14 protein-coding genes are annotated in these 16,920 nt (G+C 51.1%); 4 read left to right on the plus strand and 10 right to left on the minus strand.

Annotated features, from left to right (window positions below; all coding sequences use genetic code 11):
* Positions 1 to 14: 14 nt before the first annotated feature.
* From B0F88_RS07830 to B0F88_RS07850, 5 genes are read right to left on the minus strand one after another with little or no spacing between them, the layout of a single operon-like run.
* Complete coding sequence (locus tag B0F88_RS07830) at positions 15 to 353, minus strand: STAS domain-containing protein (protein ID WP_104423389.1); 339 nt, start codon at positions 351 to 353, stop codon at positions 15 to 17.
* A 12-nt stretch (positions 354 to 365) separates the two neighbouring features.
* Entirely contained in the window at positions 366 to 1,466 is a 1,101-nt protein-coding gene (locus B0F88_RS07835) for an amino acid ABC transporter ATP-binding protein (protein ID WP_104423390.1), read from the minus strand.
* Positions 1,463 to 5,206, minus strand: coding sequence for an ABC transporter permease subunit (locus B0F88_RS07840; protein WP_146083332.1), 3,744 nt, complete (start codon positions 5,204 to 5,206; stop codon positions 1,463 to 1,465). Before B0F88_RS07840 ends, B0F88_RS07835 begins: the two co-directional genes overlap by 4 nt.
* Positions 5,203 to 7,164 (minus strand): SpoIIE family protein phosphatase, encoded by a 1,962-nt coding sequence (locus B0F88_RS07845; RefSeq protein ID WP_104423391.1) that lies wholly within the window; start codon positions 7,162 to 7,164, stop codon positions 5,203 to 5,205. The genes B0F88_RS07840 and B0F88_RS07845 overlap by 4 nt, the downstream gene beginning before the upstream one ends.
* Positions 7,148 to 8,176 (minus strand): ABC transporter substrate-binding protein, encoded by a 1,029-nt coding sequence (locus B0F88_RS07850; RefSeq protein ID WP_104423392.1) that lies wholly within the window; start codon positions 8,174 to 8,176, stop codon positions 7,148 to 7,150. The genes B0F88_RS07845 and B0F88_RS07850 overlap by 17 nt, the downstream gene beginning before the upstream one ends.
* Before the next feature lie 485 nt (positions 8,177 to 8,661).
* Here B0F88_RS07850 and B0F88_RS07855 point away from each other — a divergent pair, with 485 nt between their 5' ends.
* The 4 genes from B0F88_RS07855 (at position 8,662) to B0F88_RS07870 (ending at position 11,445) form a co-directional block, all read left to right on the plus strand.
* Positions 8,662 to 8,946 carry a hypothetical protein gene (locus tag B0F88_RS07855; RefSeq protein WP_104423393.1) on the plus strand — a complete coding sequence of 95 codons (285 nt, stop codon included), beginning with the start codon at positions 8,662 to 8,664 and terminating at the stop codon, positions 8,944 to 8,946.
* 248 nt (positions 8,947 to 9,194) lie between these two features.
* A complete protein-coding gene (locus B0F88_RS07860; protein ID WP_104423394.1) occupies positions 9,195 to 10,475 on the plus strand; it encodes a SpoIIE family protein phosphatase in 1,281 nt (426 codons plus the stop codon).
* Positions 10,476 to 10,491: 16 nt separating this feature from the next.
* On the plus strand, positions 10,492 to 11,046 hold the full coding sequence (locus B0F88_RS07865) for a SiaB family protein kinase (protein ID WP_104423395.1): 555 nt from the start codon (positions 10,492 to 10,494) through the stop codon (positions 11,044 to 11,046).
* A gap of 12 nt (positions 11,047 to 11,058) precedes the next feature.
* Entirely contained in the window at positions 11,059 to 11,445 is a 387-nt protein-coding gene (locus tag B0F88_RS07870) for a DUF1987 domain-containing protein (RefSeq protein ID WP_104423396.1), read from the plus strand.
* 572 nt (positions 11,446 to 12,017) lie between these two features.
* On the opposite strand, the gene B0F88_RS07875 is transcribed toward B0F88_RS07870, so the two are convergent.
* The 5 genes from B0F88_RS07875 to rpiA all read right to left on the minus strand — a co-directional run bounded on the left by B0F88_RS07875 (position 12,018) and on the right by rpiA (position 16,741).
* Entirely contained in the window at positions 12,018 to 12,689 is a 672-nt protein-coding gene (locus B0F88_RS07875) for a TIGR04211 family SH3 domain-containing protein (RefSeq protein ID WP_104423397.1), read from the minus strand.
* Between the two features lie 37 nt (positions 12,690 to 12,726).
* On the minus strand, positions 12,727 to 13,635 hold the full coding sequence (gene argF / locus B0F88_RS07880; RefSeq protein ID WP_104423398.1) for an ornithine carbamoyltransferase: 909 nt from the start codon (positions 13,633 to 13,635) through the stop codon (positions 12,727 to 12,729).
* On the minus strand, positions 13,625 to 14,812 hold the full coding sequence (locus B0F88_RS07885; protein WP_104423399.1) for an acetylornithine transaminase: 1,188 nt from the start codon (positions 14,810 to 14,812) through the stop codon (positions 13,625 to 13,627). The genes argF and B0F88_RS07885 overlap by 11 nt, the downstream gene beginning before the upstream one ends.
* A gap of 162 nt (positions 14,813 to 14,974) precedes the next feature.
* The gene (gene hemF / locus B0F88_RS07890) at positions 14,975 to 15,889 is read right to left on the minus strand and encodes an oxygen-dependent coproporphyrinogen oxidase (protein WP_104423400.1); all 915 of its coding nucleotides are present in this window, start codon (positions 15,887 to 15,889) and stop codon (positions 14,975 to 14,977) included.
* Between the two features lie 180 nt (positions 15,890 to 16,069).
* Positions 16,070 to 16,741 (minus strand): ribose-5-phosphate isomerase RpiA, encoded by a 672-nt coding sequence (gene rpiA, locus B0F88_RS07895; RefSeq protein ID WP_104423401.1) that lies wholly within the window; start codon positions 16,739 to 16,741, stop codon positions 16,070 to 16,072.
* Positions 16,742 to 16,920 lie beyond the last annotated feature (179 nt).

Consider the following 16,920-nt stretch of genomic DNA (forward strand, 5'->3'; position numbering starts at 1 on the left):
TTCCAGGAAAACCTTTATCCGGCGATTACCGCAAGCGCTTCAGCGACAGAGTTTTCCATCTTGAATAAGGTGTTGAAACCGCACATATCGAATACCGACCGAACGTTTCCCTTGACGTTCGCCAAACAGGCCCGCCCGCCTTTCGCATTCAGCAGTTTGGCCATCAGCAAAAGTCCGCGCAAGCCGGCGCTGCTGATATAGTCGAGTTGTTCAAAGTCGACCACGATGCAAATATTCCCGCCATCAATCAATTCCCGAATGCTTTTTTCATAATCCGGCGCAGTAACCGCATCCAGCCTGCCGCTAATCGTGACAACGACGGCGTTATTTTCACTTCTAGTCTGCAAATCCATGGCTATTATTTCTCAAAGGGGGGTGGTTTTGATCAGGAATTGTAACCTGTTTTTATCGTTGAGCCACTGGTAGTCGATGCTTTCGGTCAAGTTTTTTATGATCGCCAGTCCCAGGTCATCGCCGGATAAGTTGCCGCTTTCAAGCGGGTTTGCCGCCTTTCCGCTGCTTTCGCAGACCACCTCCAGACGCGCGCTCTTTTCCGAATAGGCAACTGTCAGATCAAGAACTGCCTCAGGCAGATACGGGGTATAGATTTGCAGCAATTCCTCAACCAGCAACAGCAAGCTGTCTCTTGTATTCTTCGGCAGGATCTGTTTCTCGCAAAACGCCTCGATTTCGGCATTCATCGCGTACAAATCATAATCCGGCGAACTGATGCGGCAGGTATAACTGCGAATCCTTTGGATGAACGCCCTTGTCTTTTCCTTTTGCGGGTTCCCAAAAATCTGTTCCGGGGGACCTTCTTCGTAAATAATCCCTTCGTCCATATACAAGACCCGGTTCGATACGTCACGGGCAAAGTCCATTTCATGGGTCACAATCGCCATCGTCATCCCCTCTCTGGCAAGACGGCGTATGACCGACAACACTTCGCTGACCATGGTGGGGTCCAGCGCCGAAGTGGGCTCGTCAAACAGGATGATCTGCGGGTCCATGGCCATGCAGCGGGCAATAGCCACACGCTGTTTCTGACCGCCGGAAAGCTCGTCCGGGAATTTGCCGGCTTTCTCGGCCAGCCCTACCAGCCTCAGAAGATCCATGGCTTTCAGCTGCGCAGCGTCCTTGCTCATCCCCTTAAGCTTGACCGGCCCGATGGTCAGGTTTTCCAATACGGACAGGTGAGAAAAAAGATTAAACGATTGAAACACCATGTTCATTTTCTGGCGAACTTTAGCCACATCGGTCTTTTTATCCAGAACATCTACGCCGTCGATGTAAATCTCCCCTCCGCTTGGGTATTCGAGCAGATTAAGGCAGCGGAGAAAAGTGCTTTTGCCGGTGCCGGAAGGGCCGATGATGGAGACAACCTCGCCTGCTTTTATTTCGGTGCTGATGTCTTTCAGTACGACCAGGTCATCAAATCTTTTCGACAAACGCTCAACTTTTATCACGACTTAGCCTCCATTCGCCGTTTGTGTTTCGGGTCGGTGACCCGCTCAACATAATCCAACGCCTGCGTCAGAATCCACGATATTGCGAAATACAGAATGGCGATCATGATCAGCGGAAAAAACGCATCGAAAGTGCGACTGCGAATGATGTCGCTGGCCTTTGTCAGATCCTGTACCGCTATATAGCCGACGATGGAGGTCATCTTAACCAGAGAGATGAACTCCCCCTTATAAACCGGCAAAATACGTTGCACGGTCTGCGGGAGAACGATGAACAGGAATGTCTTGATCTTGGTAAAGCCCATCGCAATGCCGGCCTCGGCCTGGCCTTTATCAACCCCTTCTATGCCGGTCCTGAAGATCTCGGACACGTAGGCGGCAAAATTCATCCCGAACGCAATAATAGCCACCAGCACCGGGTTGATGTCGACCGAGGCGAACACGACATAGAAAATCAGCATCAACAGCACCAGTACCGGCGTGCCGCGCAGAATGGTGATGTAAACCCTTGCGGGCAGGTTCAGGACAGCCCGCTTCGACATCCGCATGAAGCAGACCAGGGCGCCCAGCAGCGTACCCAACACCGTCGAGAATATCGAAATAATCACCGTCGTCTTCAATCCGTCCCATATCAGCAGGTAACGGTTTTCCTGGATGATGTTGCTGTAAAAACTGTCGGCCAGCTTGGTCAGGAACGGCAACGAGTCTTTTGCCGAATCCTCCTTCGTATCGAAGGCTGCAATATTTTTCTTAAGCGCGAATGCGTTCGCGCCTAACTCATAATAGGGCTCGGAAAAATCGACTTTGTTTTTTCTTTCCTCGGTAATCATCAAGGTGCTGTCAATCATATCGATTTTGCCGCTGGAAACCGCTGCAATCAGGTTGCCGAACTCCATATCGGAAAATTTGGCCTCTTTGCCCAAATAAGCCGCAAATCTTTCCGCAAGTTCGATATCGAAACCGGTCAGTTTGCTGTCTTTGACCACCGCGAATGGAAGCCCCTTGTCGCTGACAATGCCGACAATCAGCATGCCGTTCGATTTTGCATTGGCGATCTCCGGCATGCGCGTATCGCCGTTTTCCATCCAGCGCTTCAGCATATCGCCGTAAACGCCGGTTGACTTGATTTGCCGCAGGAATTCATTGAATTGTTCGCGCAATGGGTCGTTGCCCTTGCGGAAACCGATGCCGATCGGGTAGGAAAGCAAAGAATCCCCCAACAGCCCCAATTCGCTGTCTTCGCGAAGCATTTCAATCAAGGTTTCCCGCGTGTAGATAGCTGCATCGACCTTACCGGATTTCACAGCCAGCAGCAGGTCGGACGGGGATTTATACTGGAGAGTGGTCGCGTTGGGGTAATGTTCCATAGCGTACCTGTCGTGAACGGAACCCAGCAGTACGCCGATGCGTTTGTCCTGGAGATCGGCAATCGATGTCAGTTTTTTCCGCTTGCCTTGTTCGGATCCGGCATCGTTCACCGACAAGATATTTTGCTTCAACGCGAACATCCGGGTGTCCATCTCATAATACGGATCGGAAAAAATGATCTGTTTTTCCCTCTCTTCGGTCACGTAGATGGAACTGGAAATCATGTCGGCCTTGCCGGTGGAAACGGCGGCAATCAGGCTGCCGAAATCCATGTTGGCGAACTTAAGCTGTTTCCCGAGATACGCCGCGAATCTTTCCGAAAGCTCTATATCGAACCCGACCAGCCGGTTGTCTTTGACTGCTGTAAACGGCAATCCGGCATCGCTGACGCCGACGACCAGAACGCCGTTCTTTTTCGCGTCGCCGATCGTCGGCATGCGCGTTTCGCCCAGTTCCATCCAGCGATGGATCATGTCCGCGTAGACGCCGTTTTGCTTGATCTGCGCTAAAAACTGATTGAATTGATCCCTCAGGGCTTGATTGTCTTTGTCGAAACCGACCCCGACGGAAAATGAAAACAAGGAATCCCCTAATAATCCCAAGCTGTCGTCCTGGCGCATGATTTCGCGCAAGGGTTCGGCATCGAACAGTGCGGCATCGACCTTGCCGGTCTTGACCGCCAAGGCGACATCGGCGGGGGACTTGTATTGGAGGATAGTCGCATCAGGATAATTTTTCGTCGCATAGGTATCATGAGCGGAGCCGACCAACACACCGATACGCTTATCTTTCAAGTCTGCAACGGATGCCGGCTTGGAGTCCTGCTTTTTGGCGGCAGAATCAGAGACCGGCGGCCGCCTAACCAGCGCCGAGATGTCGTTCTCGACATACGGAGCAGAGAACAGTACGAGCTTTTTACGCTCTTCCGTGACATTAAAGTTGGAAAGCGCAAAATCGATTTTGCCTGACTGCAACGCGGGGATCAGGGCTTCAAAGTTCATGTCGGTGATCTCGATTTTTTTGCCGAGACGCTGACCGATCAACTGGCTCAGCTCAATGTCCAAACCGGCCAGTTTTCCATGCGCATGGAATGAAAAGGGCTCGATGATCGCGCAAGTCCCCATTTTCAGCACCTCCTCGCGGCCGGAGTCTTTTATTGGCGGTATCTCCGGCACGGCCGCATATTTTGCATCAATCCATTTCGTTCTGAGCTGCTGCAGGACGCCTTCCTTGTCCAGTTCGGATAACACTTTATTGATCTCGGCAAGCAATGCGGCATTGTCTTTGCGGATCGCGGCGGCAATTTCAAGTTTGTCCACCGGTTCATCGACAATGACCAATTCGGGATTTTTCTCGGCAAGATTAAGCAGCACACTCTTGTCATAAATAAAGGCGTCCGCTTTGCGGGTCTTTACCGCAAGGGCCGCATCCGCTGACGCGACAAACACCTGAAAAGTTGCATTCGGAAAGTGCCTGCGGGCCGCCAAATCTCCGGCGGAACCGCCCAGGACGCCGATTCTTTTACCGTCTATGTCTCCCGGTTTTGAAATCCCGTTACCCTTATCAATGCCGGGCGGAGGCGCTGCCGCGGCGTTTTTTTTGACCAGCATGACCTGTGCGTTGGCGTAATAAGGCTCAGTAAAATCGACAACTTTTCTGCGTTCATCTGTTGCGGTCATTCCGGTTACGATCAGATCGACCTTGCCTGATTGCAACGCCGGGATCAGCGCCATGAATTTCATATTGAAAAATTCGACCGGCCTCTGGAGTTTGGCGCCGATAATTCGCGCAAGCTCACCGTCATGCCCGGTTACCCTGCCCTCTTTGTCGACAAAACTGAACGGCTCCCGCGTGGCGCTGACGCCTATTTTTAGGGGCGCTCCTTCCGCGGGGAGTGTGATGTTCATTTCTTCATAAGGGCTCAAATCCGGCTTGAACCAGCGCTTCTTCATCGATTCCAGGGTGCCGTCGCTCTTCAGCTCAGAGATGATCCGGTTCAATGAGGCCAGAAGCGCGTCATTGCCTTTCCTGAGCGCAATCGCGGTGTCCTCTTGATCAAGCGGCTCGGACAGCAACCCCAACTCCGTATTCTTCTTCGAGACCTGAAGCGCGGCGGGAAATGCGGTTACGATCGCATCCAGTTGCCCGGATTTCATCGCGGCGACGGCGTCCATAATATCGTCGAAACTTTTGACCTGGGCCTCGGGGAGCCTTGAGGCAGTGATTGACTCTCCGGTTGAGCCGGTCATCACGCCGATTCTTGCATTTTTTGCATCATCCAGACTGGCGATGACGGTTTCACTTTCTTTGCATCCGGCCAGCATGGCGAGCGCCGCCAGAATAATCAGCGCCAACAGCGTCGTTTTTTTCATCCGCCCTTCCCTGCATGGTTCATGCTCGCATTATCCTTCGTCATTCTTATCGCCAGCATGGTGATGTCGTCTGATTGTGGCGCACCGCCCGCATGTCGTACCAACGCTTCGCTTATGCAGTGGATCATGCCCGAAAGTTCTTCTTTGGGGGCAAGTTGCAGGGCCTCCCGCAGTTGCGACTCGCCATACAGATCGTCTTTCCGGCTTCTTGCCTCGGTCACGCCGTCGGTATAAAGAAACAGGGTATCGCCCGGTTTCAAAGTCACTCGCTCAGTCTCATAGACCGTTTCCATGATGGGGCCAAGCATTAGCCCCGGTTTCAAGCTCAGGTAGCGCACACCCTGCGAGTCAATGATCAGCGGTGGATTGTGTCCGGCATTGGCAAAACGCACCTCTCCGGTCGTGACATCAAGGATAGCGCAGAACACCGTGGTGAACATGCAGCTTTCATTGTCCGATGCGAGGATGTTGTTAACGGAGAAAAGTATTTTATCGGGCTCGCCAAGCCGCTGGCCTTCGGTTTTCAGCAGGGTTTTGGCGACCATCATGTACAGCGCAGCGGGAACCCCCTTGTCGGAAACGTCGGCGATCAGAAAACACAAGTTCTTATCGTCTATGAAAAAGAAGTCGTAGAAGTCGCCGCCGACTTCTTTAGCGGGAACCATCGATGCGTAAATATCGAACTCGGGATGATTCGGAAAAGGGGGGAACAGGCGTGGCAACAGGCTGGCCTGGATGTTGGTAGCCATCTTGAGCTCGCTCTGAATCCGCTCCTTGGCAGCGGTGGTCTCGGTCAGGTTCTTGATGTATTCCTTCAGCGACTCCTGCATGACTTGAAAATCGTGCGTAAGAACGCCCACCTCGTCGTTCGAATGCACTATGGGCAGATCCACGTCAAAATTCCCCGAAGCGATCTCATCGGTCGCTACAGTCAGCAATTGGAGCGGTTTTATGACCGTTTTGGCAATGTAGATGACCGCCAGGGTCAGCAGCAGAATCCCGATAAAACCCATCGCCGCCATGGTCATGCTCAACTTTCCGACATTCTCAAGCAGTTCTGCCTCGGGGAAAACGACGGCAAGCGTCCATCCTGCCGAAGCGATCGGCGCGTAGTACATCCAGCTTCTGACCCCTACCAGGCTCGTGTAATGGACGAAGCCCGACTCTCCCCTGATCATTTTCTTGCCGAGTTCACGCAGGTAGGCGTCCTGACGCGCTTCTGCAATGCTGAAGAAGGTCTCGTTCATGATGGAGCCTTTCATCGGGTGAGCCAATATCATCCCGTTGCGTGAAAGCAGGGCCGCGTAGCCGGTCTTGAGTATCTTGACGGAGGAGATGTATTCCGTCAGGGCGTCGAGGGAAATGTCCGCACTCACTATTCCCTTGAGTTGTTTATCGCCATTGATTTCCTCGTAAAAAGGAACCGAACAGGTCGACATCAGAATATTGCCTGCGCCTTCATCGAAGTAAGGTTCGCTCCATTCGAGTTTACCCAGCTCACGCGGAATCTGATACCAATCCCAGTACAAGTAAGGCACAAACTGGTATGACTTTTCCAGGCGGCTGAGGGCGATCTTTCCGTTTTCCCTGTAATAATACGGCGCATACAGGCGCGATTGGGCGCTGAAGGCGTAGGGCTCAAAGGCGATGGCCGAGCCGTAAATTTCGGGATTGTTCTCGACGGTGGCTTTGAGCAGGGAGTGAAGCTGCGGCTCCGTATACTTGCTTGTCTCCAGCGCTCCGGCTACCCCTTCCGTCACTTTGGCAACCGCCGTCAGTTGCGTCTCCACCCGATTGACCAATGACATGGCGAGGTTGCGCGCATTACTTTCCAGCTCATCTTGCAGCATGACGCGGGACCGGTAATAGTTATAGCCGAGCGTCACCGCAAAGATCACGGAGCTGAACAGCGCGATGACCAGCACAAGTTTGGTGACGATGCTATTTTTCCTGAGCATCGGACTTCCATGAAAATGTCGAATAGTCGGGATAACTTTCAATCAGGCCGTTTCTTTGCATCGCACGGCCTACGGCCTCGTAATCCTGCTCCGTAAGGCTGCCGAAGCTTCCCTGAGGATTGACCGGCATCATCAGATCCCGCATCCGGTCCAGCATCCATTTCTGATGCATCCTGTTGGCAGGTAAATGGTCCTCGCGCATATATTTGATCACGATATCCAGCGCCTCGTCGGGATGCTCGAAGGCGTAGCGCCATCCTTCCAACGAGGCGTTGACAAAGGCTGCCGCCAAGGCAGGATCGTTACGGAGAGTCTTTTCCATCGCGTAGATCCCGTCCTCTATAAAATTCATGCCCCAGTCTCTCAGGAAAATGACGTTCAATTCATCAGGATCGATTCCCGAATCGAGTATCGTATGGTATTCGTTGAACCACATCGCGGATGTCACATCGATGCCGCCGCGCAAAAACAGGTTCACCGTATGGGACTGGCGAACTTCCCGAACCTTGATGCGGTGGTTGGCGAACAGTGTGCGCGGCGGTATTGATACGTCCCCTTCCCACAATCCCACCTTTTTGCCGTCCATGTCGGCGATGGTCTTGATGCCGGCGGTTTTTTTTGAAACCAGCATCAACGCCGAGCGCTGGATGATTTGGGCCAGGTTAACGAGTTCCTTGCCGGCAGCGCGATGCAGAAGGGCCGTGGTAAGCCAGACCACGGCGAAATCCGCCGCGCCCTCTTCCAGAGCTTGAGTGGGCGTATGTCCGGGCCCCGCCTTGAGGATTTTAAGGTCGATACCGTGGCGGGCGTAGATTCCCTTGTCGAGAGCCACGTAATATCCGGCGAACTGGGCCTGCGAACCCCACAGTGGCATAAAGGAAGCGTTTTTCAGAGGCACTTCGGCGGCGCCAACAGGACGCGCGAGCACACAGGCCATGAACAGTACAGACATCACTGCGATGATCGAATGCTTCTTTTGTTGAAGACGGTTTTTATGCCACATCTTGCTCATGCTCGCTTCTGTTTGACTCTTCCTGACAAGAGCAACGCACTAAAAACCTCTGCATAATCTATAAACTTAATGAATTATAGTAATTTTTGGGGTATGCGGCTGGCAATAAAACTCAGTGTACCTGTCCGTCAAGAATGACAGCCGACAACACAATATAAACCATAATGATAAAGTAGCCTGAAGTTTGTTTCACAATTAAAAACCGATGTTACGCGGTCTTTATTTGTTGCAGAAAGGTGTCGCTAACGCGACGGTTATTTGAATCGGGTTCTCGCACCCGAAAGCGAGTTACTTTCTTTTGCGTCGCCTAAAGCGCCTACTGTTGGTGCTCTACCTCCTGCATCCATGCAGTCGAAAAGAAAGTAACCAAAGAAAAGGCGCGCCGCGATCATTGAGTGCTTTCTACGCACTCCATCCATGCACTGTCGAATTTTTTGTTAACATGTACCTAAAAGCAACATTTTAACCCACGAGAAAAACCAATAATGTTCACACTACCCTCCGCCTGGAACCTGATCGTCTCCACCGTTGTATTCTTTATCGCAGCCGGTTATTTCCATCGCTATCTGAATAGTCAAGGCCTGCCCAGAGGCATGACACGCAGCATGGTAGTGTTTACACTCGCCTCCTTGATGTCATGGGGATCGGGTGAATTAGTCGACTGGAGCCAAGAAAAAATAGAAGGGCCGCAACCGGCGGCGCAAACCCCGGACGATCTGTCGCAACTGCTAAAAACGGTCAGCCGGATGCAATCACAGCCTCGGAATTGAAAGGACCGAATCCGTGTTCCGTCCAGTATCTGTGCCTAACTATGTTGTAAAGCCATCCAATAAGTAGCACCCGGCGCAAACCGGGTCTAACCCGTCATCGTCTCCTGCAAACTGCTGGCACATTCCAGCGATCATAAATGTGAAATGATTGGCACTTTATTGCCAGGCAATTAGAACCACGCCCTGATTCATCATTTTGTAATAAATGTCATCTATCCTGATGCCATTTTCAGCATCAAGGCGAGTCAATGTTAGATCAATCCTTATTAAGTCAATCGAGAGCCGGACTGTCAGAAATTGAGGCAGAATATATCGCCAGCAGCCTGCTGCGAGTCTGCCCGCCGGTCTCACCCCAACATACCAATCTTGAAGTCACCAAGCTGCTGAACGAGCATCCTGAGCTGATTTCCATTGCTGTCGTCGAAGACAATAAGCCGATGGGTCTGATTACCCGCAACGTTTTTATGGAGGGCATGGCCAAACCCTATCACCATGATTTATTCGACCGCAAAAGCTGTATCGCCTTTATGGACAAAGAACCGCTGGTTGTCGATCAAAACATGAGCATTCAAACACTCAGTTTCAAGGTATTAGGCTCTGGCCGTAAAACGCTGAACGACGGATTTATCATCACCGATGAAAACGGCGATTATCTGGGGCTCGGCAACGGTGAAGATTTAGTCAGGGTGGTTTCCTTCTTGCAGGCGGAAAAAAACCGGCTGGTCACGGAAAGCATCAATTATGCGAGCGTGATTCAAAAATCTTTCCTGCGTTCGTCAAGAGAAAGCATGGCCGCCGTGTTGCAGGATTATTTCATGCACTGGGAGCCACGGGACAAAGTAGGCGGCGACTATTATTTCTGCAAAAAATTTGATGACGGCTTTTTTCTCGCGTTGATCGACTGCACCGGGCACGGCGTTCCCGGCGCCTTTATGACGCTGATTATGGCATCCTTTCTCGATCACATCCTGCTCGAAGACAACCGTCACGACCCTGCCGGCGCACTGGCGATTATGAATAAAAAGGTCAAGACGGCGCTGGGCCAGATAAACGATTCGGCCGCTGAAGGCTTTGACGCCGACCGTTTTTCCACCAAGCAGAACGGGCAATCCGATGACGGCATGGATACGGCTTTCTGCTGGGTCAATACGCAAAACAGCACATTGACTTATGCGGGCGCCAAAACAGCCTTATTTTACATAGGCGACGCCTCATCCGACGTACAGCTACTGGATCCTGATCGTAAAGGTGTAGGTTATGTCGACACGCCGATGGATTATCAATGGACCAATCAACAACTCGCGTTGAGCAAAGGGATGTGCATCTACCTGACTACCGACGGACTGATCGACCAGATTGGCGGATTAAAGAAAATTGCTTTCGGCAAAAAACGTTTCTCGGGACTGCTTCAGGAGCATTATCTCAAGCCCATGCCGGAGCAGGAGTCCATCATCATGCAAACCTATTACGACTATCAGGGAAAACAGAAGCGGCGCGACGATGTCTGCCTGATGGGATTCAGATTTTAATTAACAGGAAATTTTTATGCTTATCGATGTATTTAGCGTGTTCCGTGAAGAGGCCAATACTAACGGGATTGTTTTTTATTACAGCGGTATTGTTTCGCAGAACGTCATTAAAACCATGAGTGACTCGTTGAAACAAAACCTGCAGCAACAGGACGAAAAAGGCGCCAGATCCCGGAAGGTATTCTCCACTTTTATCGAAATGATACAAAACGCGATGCATTACTCGCCTAGCGTTCCCGATGCCGGCGATACCAAGGAAGGCTCTATCCTGGTCAGCAAGAAAGAGGATAAATATTATGTCATCTGCGCCAATTTTATTCAGAAGCAGCATGAAACGCGCATACGCAACAAGCTTGATCCTATTCTGGAAATGAGCGCTGAAGAGATCAGACAAGCTTATCGCGCACAATTAAAAAACGATCAGCACAGCGAAGATACGACGAGCAAAGGTGCGGGTCTCGGATTCTTAACACTGGCAAGAGATTCAGTCGAACCTATTGAATACGCTATCAGAGACGCAGTAGGTTATGAAGACGAACTGTCTTGCTTTTATCTCAAAGCTACTATTTAAGGAGTTATCATCATGACCGACATATACATTCCAGCCACTTCAGACACGCCTGAAATCGATTTTAAATTTTCCAGCAATACGCTGAGCATGTCCGGCGAAGCGTACCCTGAAAACGGCGTCGAATTTTTCCGCCCCATCCTTAAACAATTGCAAAGCCATTTAAAATCGCTCAACGGCGCTCCTGTTGAATTTAATTTTCAGCTGACTTATTTCAACAGCGTCAGCACTAAAATCTTTTACAGCATGTTTGAATTATTGAACGAGTATGCCAAAAGCCATCCAAACACTGTTTTATTAAACTGGCATCATGATGAAGAGGACGACACGATTCTGGAGTTGGGCCAGGATATTCAGGAAGACTTTACCTGGATCGATTTTAACGCGATCGTGTTAGCGTAATTATCCTGTCCGTTGCGTATCGTCCGAACAGCTAAGGAAGTACTGATTTAATCCTTCGACAAGCTCAGGATGAACGGTAAGTTTTTTATTTCGTTCGTGGTGAGCTTGTCGAACCATGAACGAAATCAATTTGTTCAGCGCTTCCCTAAACAACCATCAGCTAAAACCTGCCGGTTGTTTAGCTAACTGATGTTACGCGATCTGCTGAAAGTTGCCGCTAACGCGACGTTATTTGAATCGGGTTCTCGCACCCGGCCCTCTGACAATACGCTGCATCCCTCCACCTACCAGTGGCCGGTTTTCTTCATTTTTTCCGTTCCACACGCTGGGCCCATGTTAAACACAAGCCCGGCTGATCCTTGTCTAAACTTAAACAAATAGACTTTGGAGAGATGTGTATAAAGAAGAGATCTCCAGGTTGATTTCCCTAGAACCGTTCATACTGAGCTTGCCGAGATGCGAGGTTTTTCGAGATTCCCCAGAGAAGAGAAAGCGCTTGCTTTATTGCCGCTCATAATTAAGGCTAAAGGACCGGGCTTTTTGTACCCTTTGTCCTTCGTCTTTTGCCTTAATTAATACGAATCCCAGCCGCTTCTGCTGCGGCGCCAGCTGAGTTTAGGCAAAATAAACCCTAAAACAACGCCGATAAGAGCGAGTATGCCGCCGTATAAAAACCAGTCCTGATTGGTGGTGTCCTGCAACGCCTGATTTTCAAGCTTGAACTGTTGTAATTCACGTTCAACATTCACTACGCGCTCTTGAAGTTCGTCGCGCTGATTTTTTAATTCTATGGTGCTGGCAGCGGTTTTTTTCAGTTCGTTAAGTTCCCTGCTTAACTGATCCCGCTCTGACGCCAACGACTGTTCAAGAGAGGTTCCCGGCGTGATGGATTCTTTAACTGTAGCCAACTCAGCCTTCAGTGCCGCATTTTCAGACTGTATAACCGCCAGATTCTTGTTTGCGGCCTCCAATTGAGAACGGCTGGTCGGTTCCTTCATGGTATTACGGGTCGGCATATAGCCTTCGGTGCCGTCATTCATGCGGACGTGCAAAAAACCCGTGCTTTTGTTTTCTTCTATTACCGTAAGCGGGGTGCCGGTCGGGAGCAACTTTACAACTTTACTGTTGTTATTTTCTTCGCTCCTGAGCGACAAATTCAGGTTGTCGGTAACATAAACGGTTTCAGCCTGCGCTGAACTAAAAGCTGCCAGTAAGATAAAAAACGAGCTGAGTATTTTTTTCACTTGAATCTCTATATTGTTGGTCGTCTGAAAGACAATTCTAACGTGATTTATTGCACAGGAGAAATTCCAGCAGCGCTTTTTGAGCATGCAGTCTATTTTCTGCTTCATCGAAAATAACGCTTTGCGAACCGTCAATCACATCGGCGCTGACTTCCTCGCCCCGGTGTGCGGGCAAGCAATGCATAAACAGCGCGTCGCTATTTGCGACCTTCATGACGTCGGCGTTGACCTGGTAATCTTTAAACGCAATTTCGCGTTGTTTTTGCTCTTCTTCCTGCCCCATGCTGGCCCAGACGTCGGTGACGACCAGATCCGAATTTTGGGCGGCGGCCACCGGCGTATCGAAGAAACGGACGCGCTCCCCGGCTGCGTCGACGATATCTTGTAACGGCATATACCCCTCAGGACAGGCGATGTTCAAGTTGAAATCCAGCACCATTGCGGCATGAATATAGGAGTGGCACATGTTATTGCCGTCGCCGATCCAGGTCACGGTCTTGCCCTGAATGTCGCCGCGATGCTCAAAATAGGTCTGCATGTCCGCCAGCAATTGGCAGGGGTGTTGCAAATCGGTCAAGCCGTTGATCACAGGGACGCTTGAATATTGGGCGAATGTAGTCACCGTTTCGTGCTTGTCGGTTCTAAGCATGATGCAATCGACCATGCTGGAGATAACCCTTGCGCTGTCTTGCAGAGGTTCGCCGCGGCCCAGCTGGGTGTCTCGGGGCGATAAAAACAATGCGCTGCCGCCGAAGTGGCTCATGCCGGATTCAAACGAAATGCGGGTGCGCGTCGATGATTTTTCAAAAATCATCGCCAACACTTGGCCTTTTAACGGCTGGTAATTCGGGTCGCGGTTATTTCTCAGGACGATGGCCCGGTTGATCAAGCGACGAAACTCGTCGCCGGATAAGTCAAGCAGGCTGATGAAATGTCTAGGATTCATAGGGAGTATCCGTATGCTTATGAATAAGAGTCGATAAGGTTTCTACGAGTTCAGCGATTTGCTGATCGTTAATAACAAATGGCGGCAGCAAACGAATGGTTTTTTCACTGGTGACATTAATCAATAAACCTTGTTGCAGCGCTGCCTGCACTAACTCGGCACATGGGCTGTCTAGTTCGATACCGATCATCATGCCTTTATGGCGAATATCGACGACGTGCGCATTACCTTGTAACCGTTGTTTAAACGCAGCGCTGATAGCATCGCCTTTTTGCGCGGCCTGCTCGATCAGGTTTTCGGCGTCCAGTGTCGCCAATACCGCTAAAGCCGCGCTACAGGCTAAGGGATTGCCGCCAAAGGTGGAACCGTGATTGCCGGCGGTGAATATTTTGGCCGCTTTGCCGCTGGCAAGACACGCGCCGATCGGTACGCCGTTGCCCAACGCTTTAGCCAGCGTGCATACATCGGGCAGTATCCCGTTATGCTGGAACGCGAGAAATTTGCCGGTACGGCCTACGCCGGTCTGGATTTCGTCGAGCATCATCAGCAGGTTATGCTTGTCGCACAGACTGCGGATTTGGTTAAGATAATCGGCGGCGGGAATATTGACGCCGCCCTCGCCTTGTATCGGCTCAACCAACACCGCGACGACGTTCTTATTCTGTAGGACAGCCTGTTCGATTGCGTTGACGTCGTTGTACGGTACGCGAATAAAGCCATCAACCAGCGGCGCAAAGCCTTGTTGGATTTTTGTGTTGCCGGTAGCGCTAAGCGTTGCCAACGTGCGGCCATGAAAGCTTTTTTCCATCACGATAATCGCCGGATTTTCTATGCCTTGCTCGTGACCGTATTTGCGCGCCAATTTGATCGCCGCCTCATTGGCTTCGGCACCGGAGTTGCAAAAAAATACGTTATCCATGCCGCTTTTTTCAGTCAGCTTGTCGGCCAACTGCTCTTGAACGGCGATGCCGTACAGGTTCGAGGTATGCAGCAGTTTCTCGCTTTGTTTGCAGATGGCCTGATGCACGGCAGGATGAGCATGGCCCAAGCTGCACACAGCTATGCCGGACAATGCATCCAGGTAGCGGGTATTGTTTTGATCAAACAACCATGCACCCTCGCCCCGTTCGAAGGTAATGGGTAAACGTCCGTAGGTCGGCATAATGTGGCTAGTCATTGCTTCTGTTCAAAATTTAAAGAATACAGTCCTCAATCTGAGGCCCATTAAAAAAATGCTCGATTATAGGTTTCAATCTAGTCCCAGGCAAGCTCTGATTACCCTAGGCGTTTTTTAAAATTAAAACCCTGTTTTATATAGTCAAAATTCGCCATCTCAGCTTCAATCGCCCAGCCAATTTTGCGGTTTGAGATATTCATCATAAAGCACGGCTTCCGCACTGCCGGGCTCGGGTTGCCAGTTGTATTTCCAGTGAGCTACCGGCGGCATCGACATTAAAATCGATTCGGTACGTCCGCCGGATTGCAAGCCGAACAAGGTGCCGCGGTCATAGACCAGGTTGAATTCAACATAACGTCCACGGCGGTAAAGCTGGAAGTCGCGTTCCCTGTCGCCATAAGGCGTGTCCTTGCGTTTTTGCATGATAGGCAGATAAGCATCAATATAATGGTTGCCGACGCTTTGCATAAAAGCGAAAGACTGCTCGAAACCCCATTCGTTCAAATCATCAAAAAACAGTCCGCCGACGCCACGGGTTTCGTTTCTGTGTTTGAGGAAGAAATATTCGTCGCACCATTTTTTGTAAGTTGGATAAATGTCATCGCCGAAAGGCTGACAGGCGGCGCGGGCGGTTTGATGCCAGTGCAGCACATCTTCTTTAAACGGATAAAACGGCGTCAAATCGAAACCGCCGCCGAACCACCAAATAGACGGCTCCCCCGGTTTTTCCGCGATCAAAAACCGCACATTGGCATGCGATGTCGGCACGTAAGGATTGTTGGGATGGATAACCAGCGACACGCCCATCGCCTGAAATTGCCGGTCTGCAAGTTCCGGGCGCTTGGCCGTTGCCGACGGCGGAAGCTTAAAACCGGACACATGCGAAAAATTAACGCCTCCTTGCTCGATCACCTGCCCCCCAGCCAATACTCGGGTCCTGCCGCCGCCACCTTCGGCCCTGTCCCAAAGGTCTTCGACAAACCGGGCTTCAGGCTCTACGGATTCGAGCGCGGTACAGATTCGGTCTTGCAGGTTTAGCAGGTAGTTTTTTACTTGGCTGATGTCGTCAATATTCATGTGCGGGATCGGGGGTTGTGAAAAGGCGAATTTGATATTCTAGAAGTATATGGCTGCATACACAAAGGGACTTGTTGCCGCTTTAGCCTGTTGGGCGGTTTCGCGCAGCAAACCGTCAATCGTCCTAACGCGAATCTCAGCCGGTGGACTGCCTACGGCGAATCAACCTCACGCGTTATGTCAGGCCCATTGTTCACGCACCTGCCCGTCGTGCCCGCAAAATACCGCTGTAGTCAGGCCGTGAAAAATACCGTGTTCGACGATGCCGGGAATGGCGTCCAGTTTGCCGTTGAGCTGTTTGCCGTCAAATTCGACAGGAAAGCGCACGTCCAGCACCAGACTGCCGTGCGAAGTGACCGCCAGCCCGTCGCCGTTGGCGCGGAGTTGGGCTTCGCCGCCGATGGCCGCCAGACTGCGCTGCACCAATTGCCAGGCAAACGGCATCACCTCGACAGGAATCAGATAATTCTGGCCGATGCGTTCGACCTGTTTGCTTTGATCGATCAACACCCAAAATGCGTCGCTGGCGTTGGCCAGCAGTTTTTCCCGCACCAGATCGCTGCCGCGGCCTTTCAAAAGGGTCAGATCGGGACTGACTTCGTCGGCTCCGTCGACGTAAACATCGAGCCTGCCGACATGCTCCATCGCCCGTAGCGGCAAGCCCAGTTGCCGGGCTTTGATAGTACTGACCACCGAGCTGGCGACAGCCTGGATTTGCAGGCCGTCGTCACGACAACGACGGGCGACGGCTTCGATAAAGTAATTGGCGGTCGAGCCGGTACCCAAGCCGATCAGCATCCCGTGTTTGACTAATTGAGCGGCGTGTTCGGCGACGCGTTGCTTGTCGTTCATGATCGACCTCCCCGGTTAACGTAACTGTACTTTAAATTTCGATTTTGTTTAATCTTTAACAGGATGTTACCTCGTTTCCGCGCCCGCGTAGGAACGAGACAAAAGCAGACATTGCACCAAACAACTCTTGCATGAAATAATAAATCAGGCGGATTCAACTCCGAAGTGCATGCCTAATC

It is taken from the genome of Methylobacter tundripaludum, assembly GCF_002934365.1.
Lineage (GTDB): Bacteria > Pseudomonadota > Gammaproteobacteria > Methylococcales > Methylomonadaceae > Methylobacter_A > Methylobacter_A tundripaludum_A.

Bases quoted from the DNA above. Each gene is read 5' to 3' on its own strand.
- B0F88_RS07840 (WP_146083332.1), bottom strand. From the start codon at position 5,206: ATGAAAAAAACGACGCTGTTGGCGCTGATTATTCTGGCGGCGCTCGCC.
- B0F88_RS07885 (WP_104423399.1), bottom strand. From the start codon at position 14,812: ATGACTAGCCACATTATGCCGACCTACGGACGTTTACCCATTACCTTC.
- rpiA (WP_104423401.1), bottom strand. From the start codon at position 16,741: ATGAACGACAAGCAACGCGTCGCCGAACACGCCGCTCAATTAGTCAAA.
- B0F88_RS07860 (WP_104423394.1), top strand. From the start codon at position 9,195: ATGTTAGATCAATCCTTATTAAGTCAATCGAGAGCCGGACTGTCAGAA.
- B0F88_RS07850 (WP_104423392.1), bottom strand. From the start codon at position 8,176: ATGAGCAAGATGTGGCATAAAAACCGTCTTCAACAAAAGAAGCATTCG.
- B0F88_RS07870 (WP_104423396.1), top strand. From the start codon at position 11,059: ATGACCGACATATACATTCCAGCCACTTCAGACACGCCTGAAATCGAT.
- B0F88_RS07855 (WP_104423393.1), top strand. From the start codon at position 8,662: ATGTTCACACTACCCTCCGCCTGGAACCTGATCGTCTCCACCGTTGTA.
- argF (WP_104423398.1), bottom strand. From the start codon at position 13,635: ATGAATCCTAGACATTTCATCAGCCTGCTTGACTTATCCGGCGACGAG.
- hemF (WP_104423400.1), bottom strand. From the start codon at position 15,889: ATGAATATTGACGACATCAGCCAAGTAAAAAACTACCTGCTAAACCTG.
- B0F88_RS07845 (WP_104423391.1), bottom strand. From the start codon at position 7,164: ATGCTCAGGAAAAATAGCATCGTCACCAAACTTGTGCTGGTCATCGCG.
- B0F88_RS07830 (WP_104423389.1), bottom strand. From the start codon at position 353: ATGGATTTGCAGACTAGAAGTGAAAATAACGCCGTCGTTGTCACGATT.
- B0F88_RS07865 (WP_104423395.1), top strand. From the start codon at position 10,492: ATGCTTATCGATGTATTTAGCGTGTTCCGTGAAGAGGCCAATACTAAC.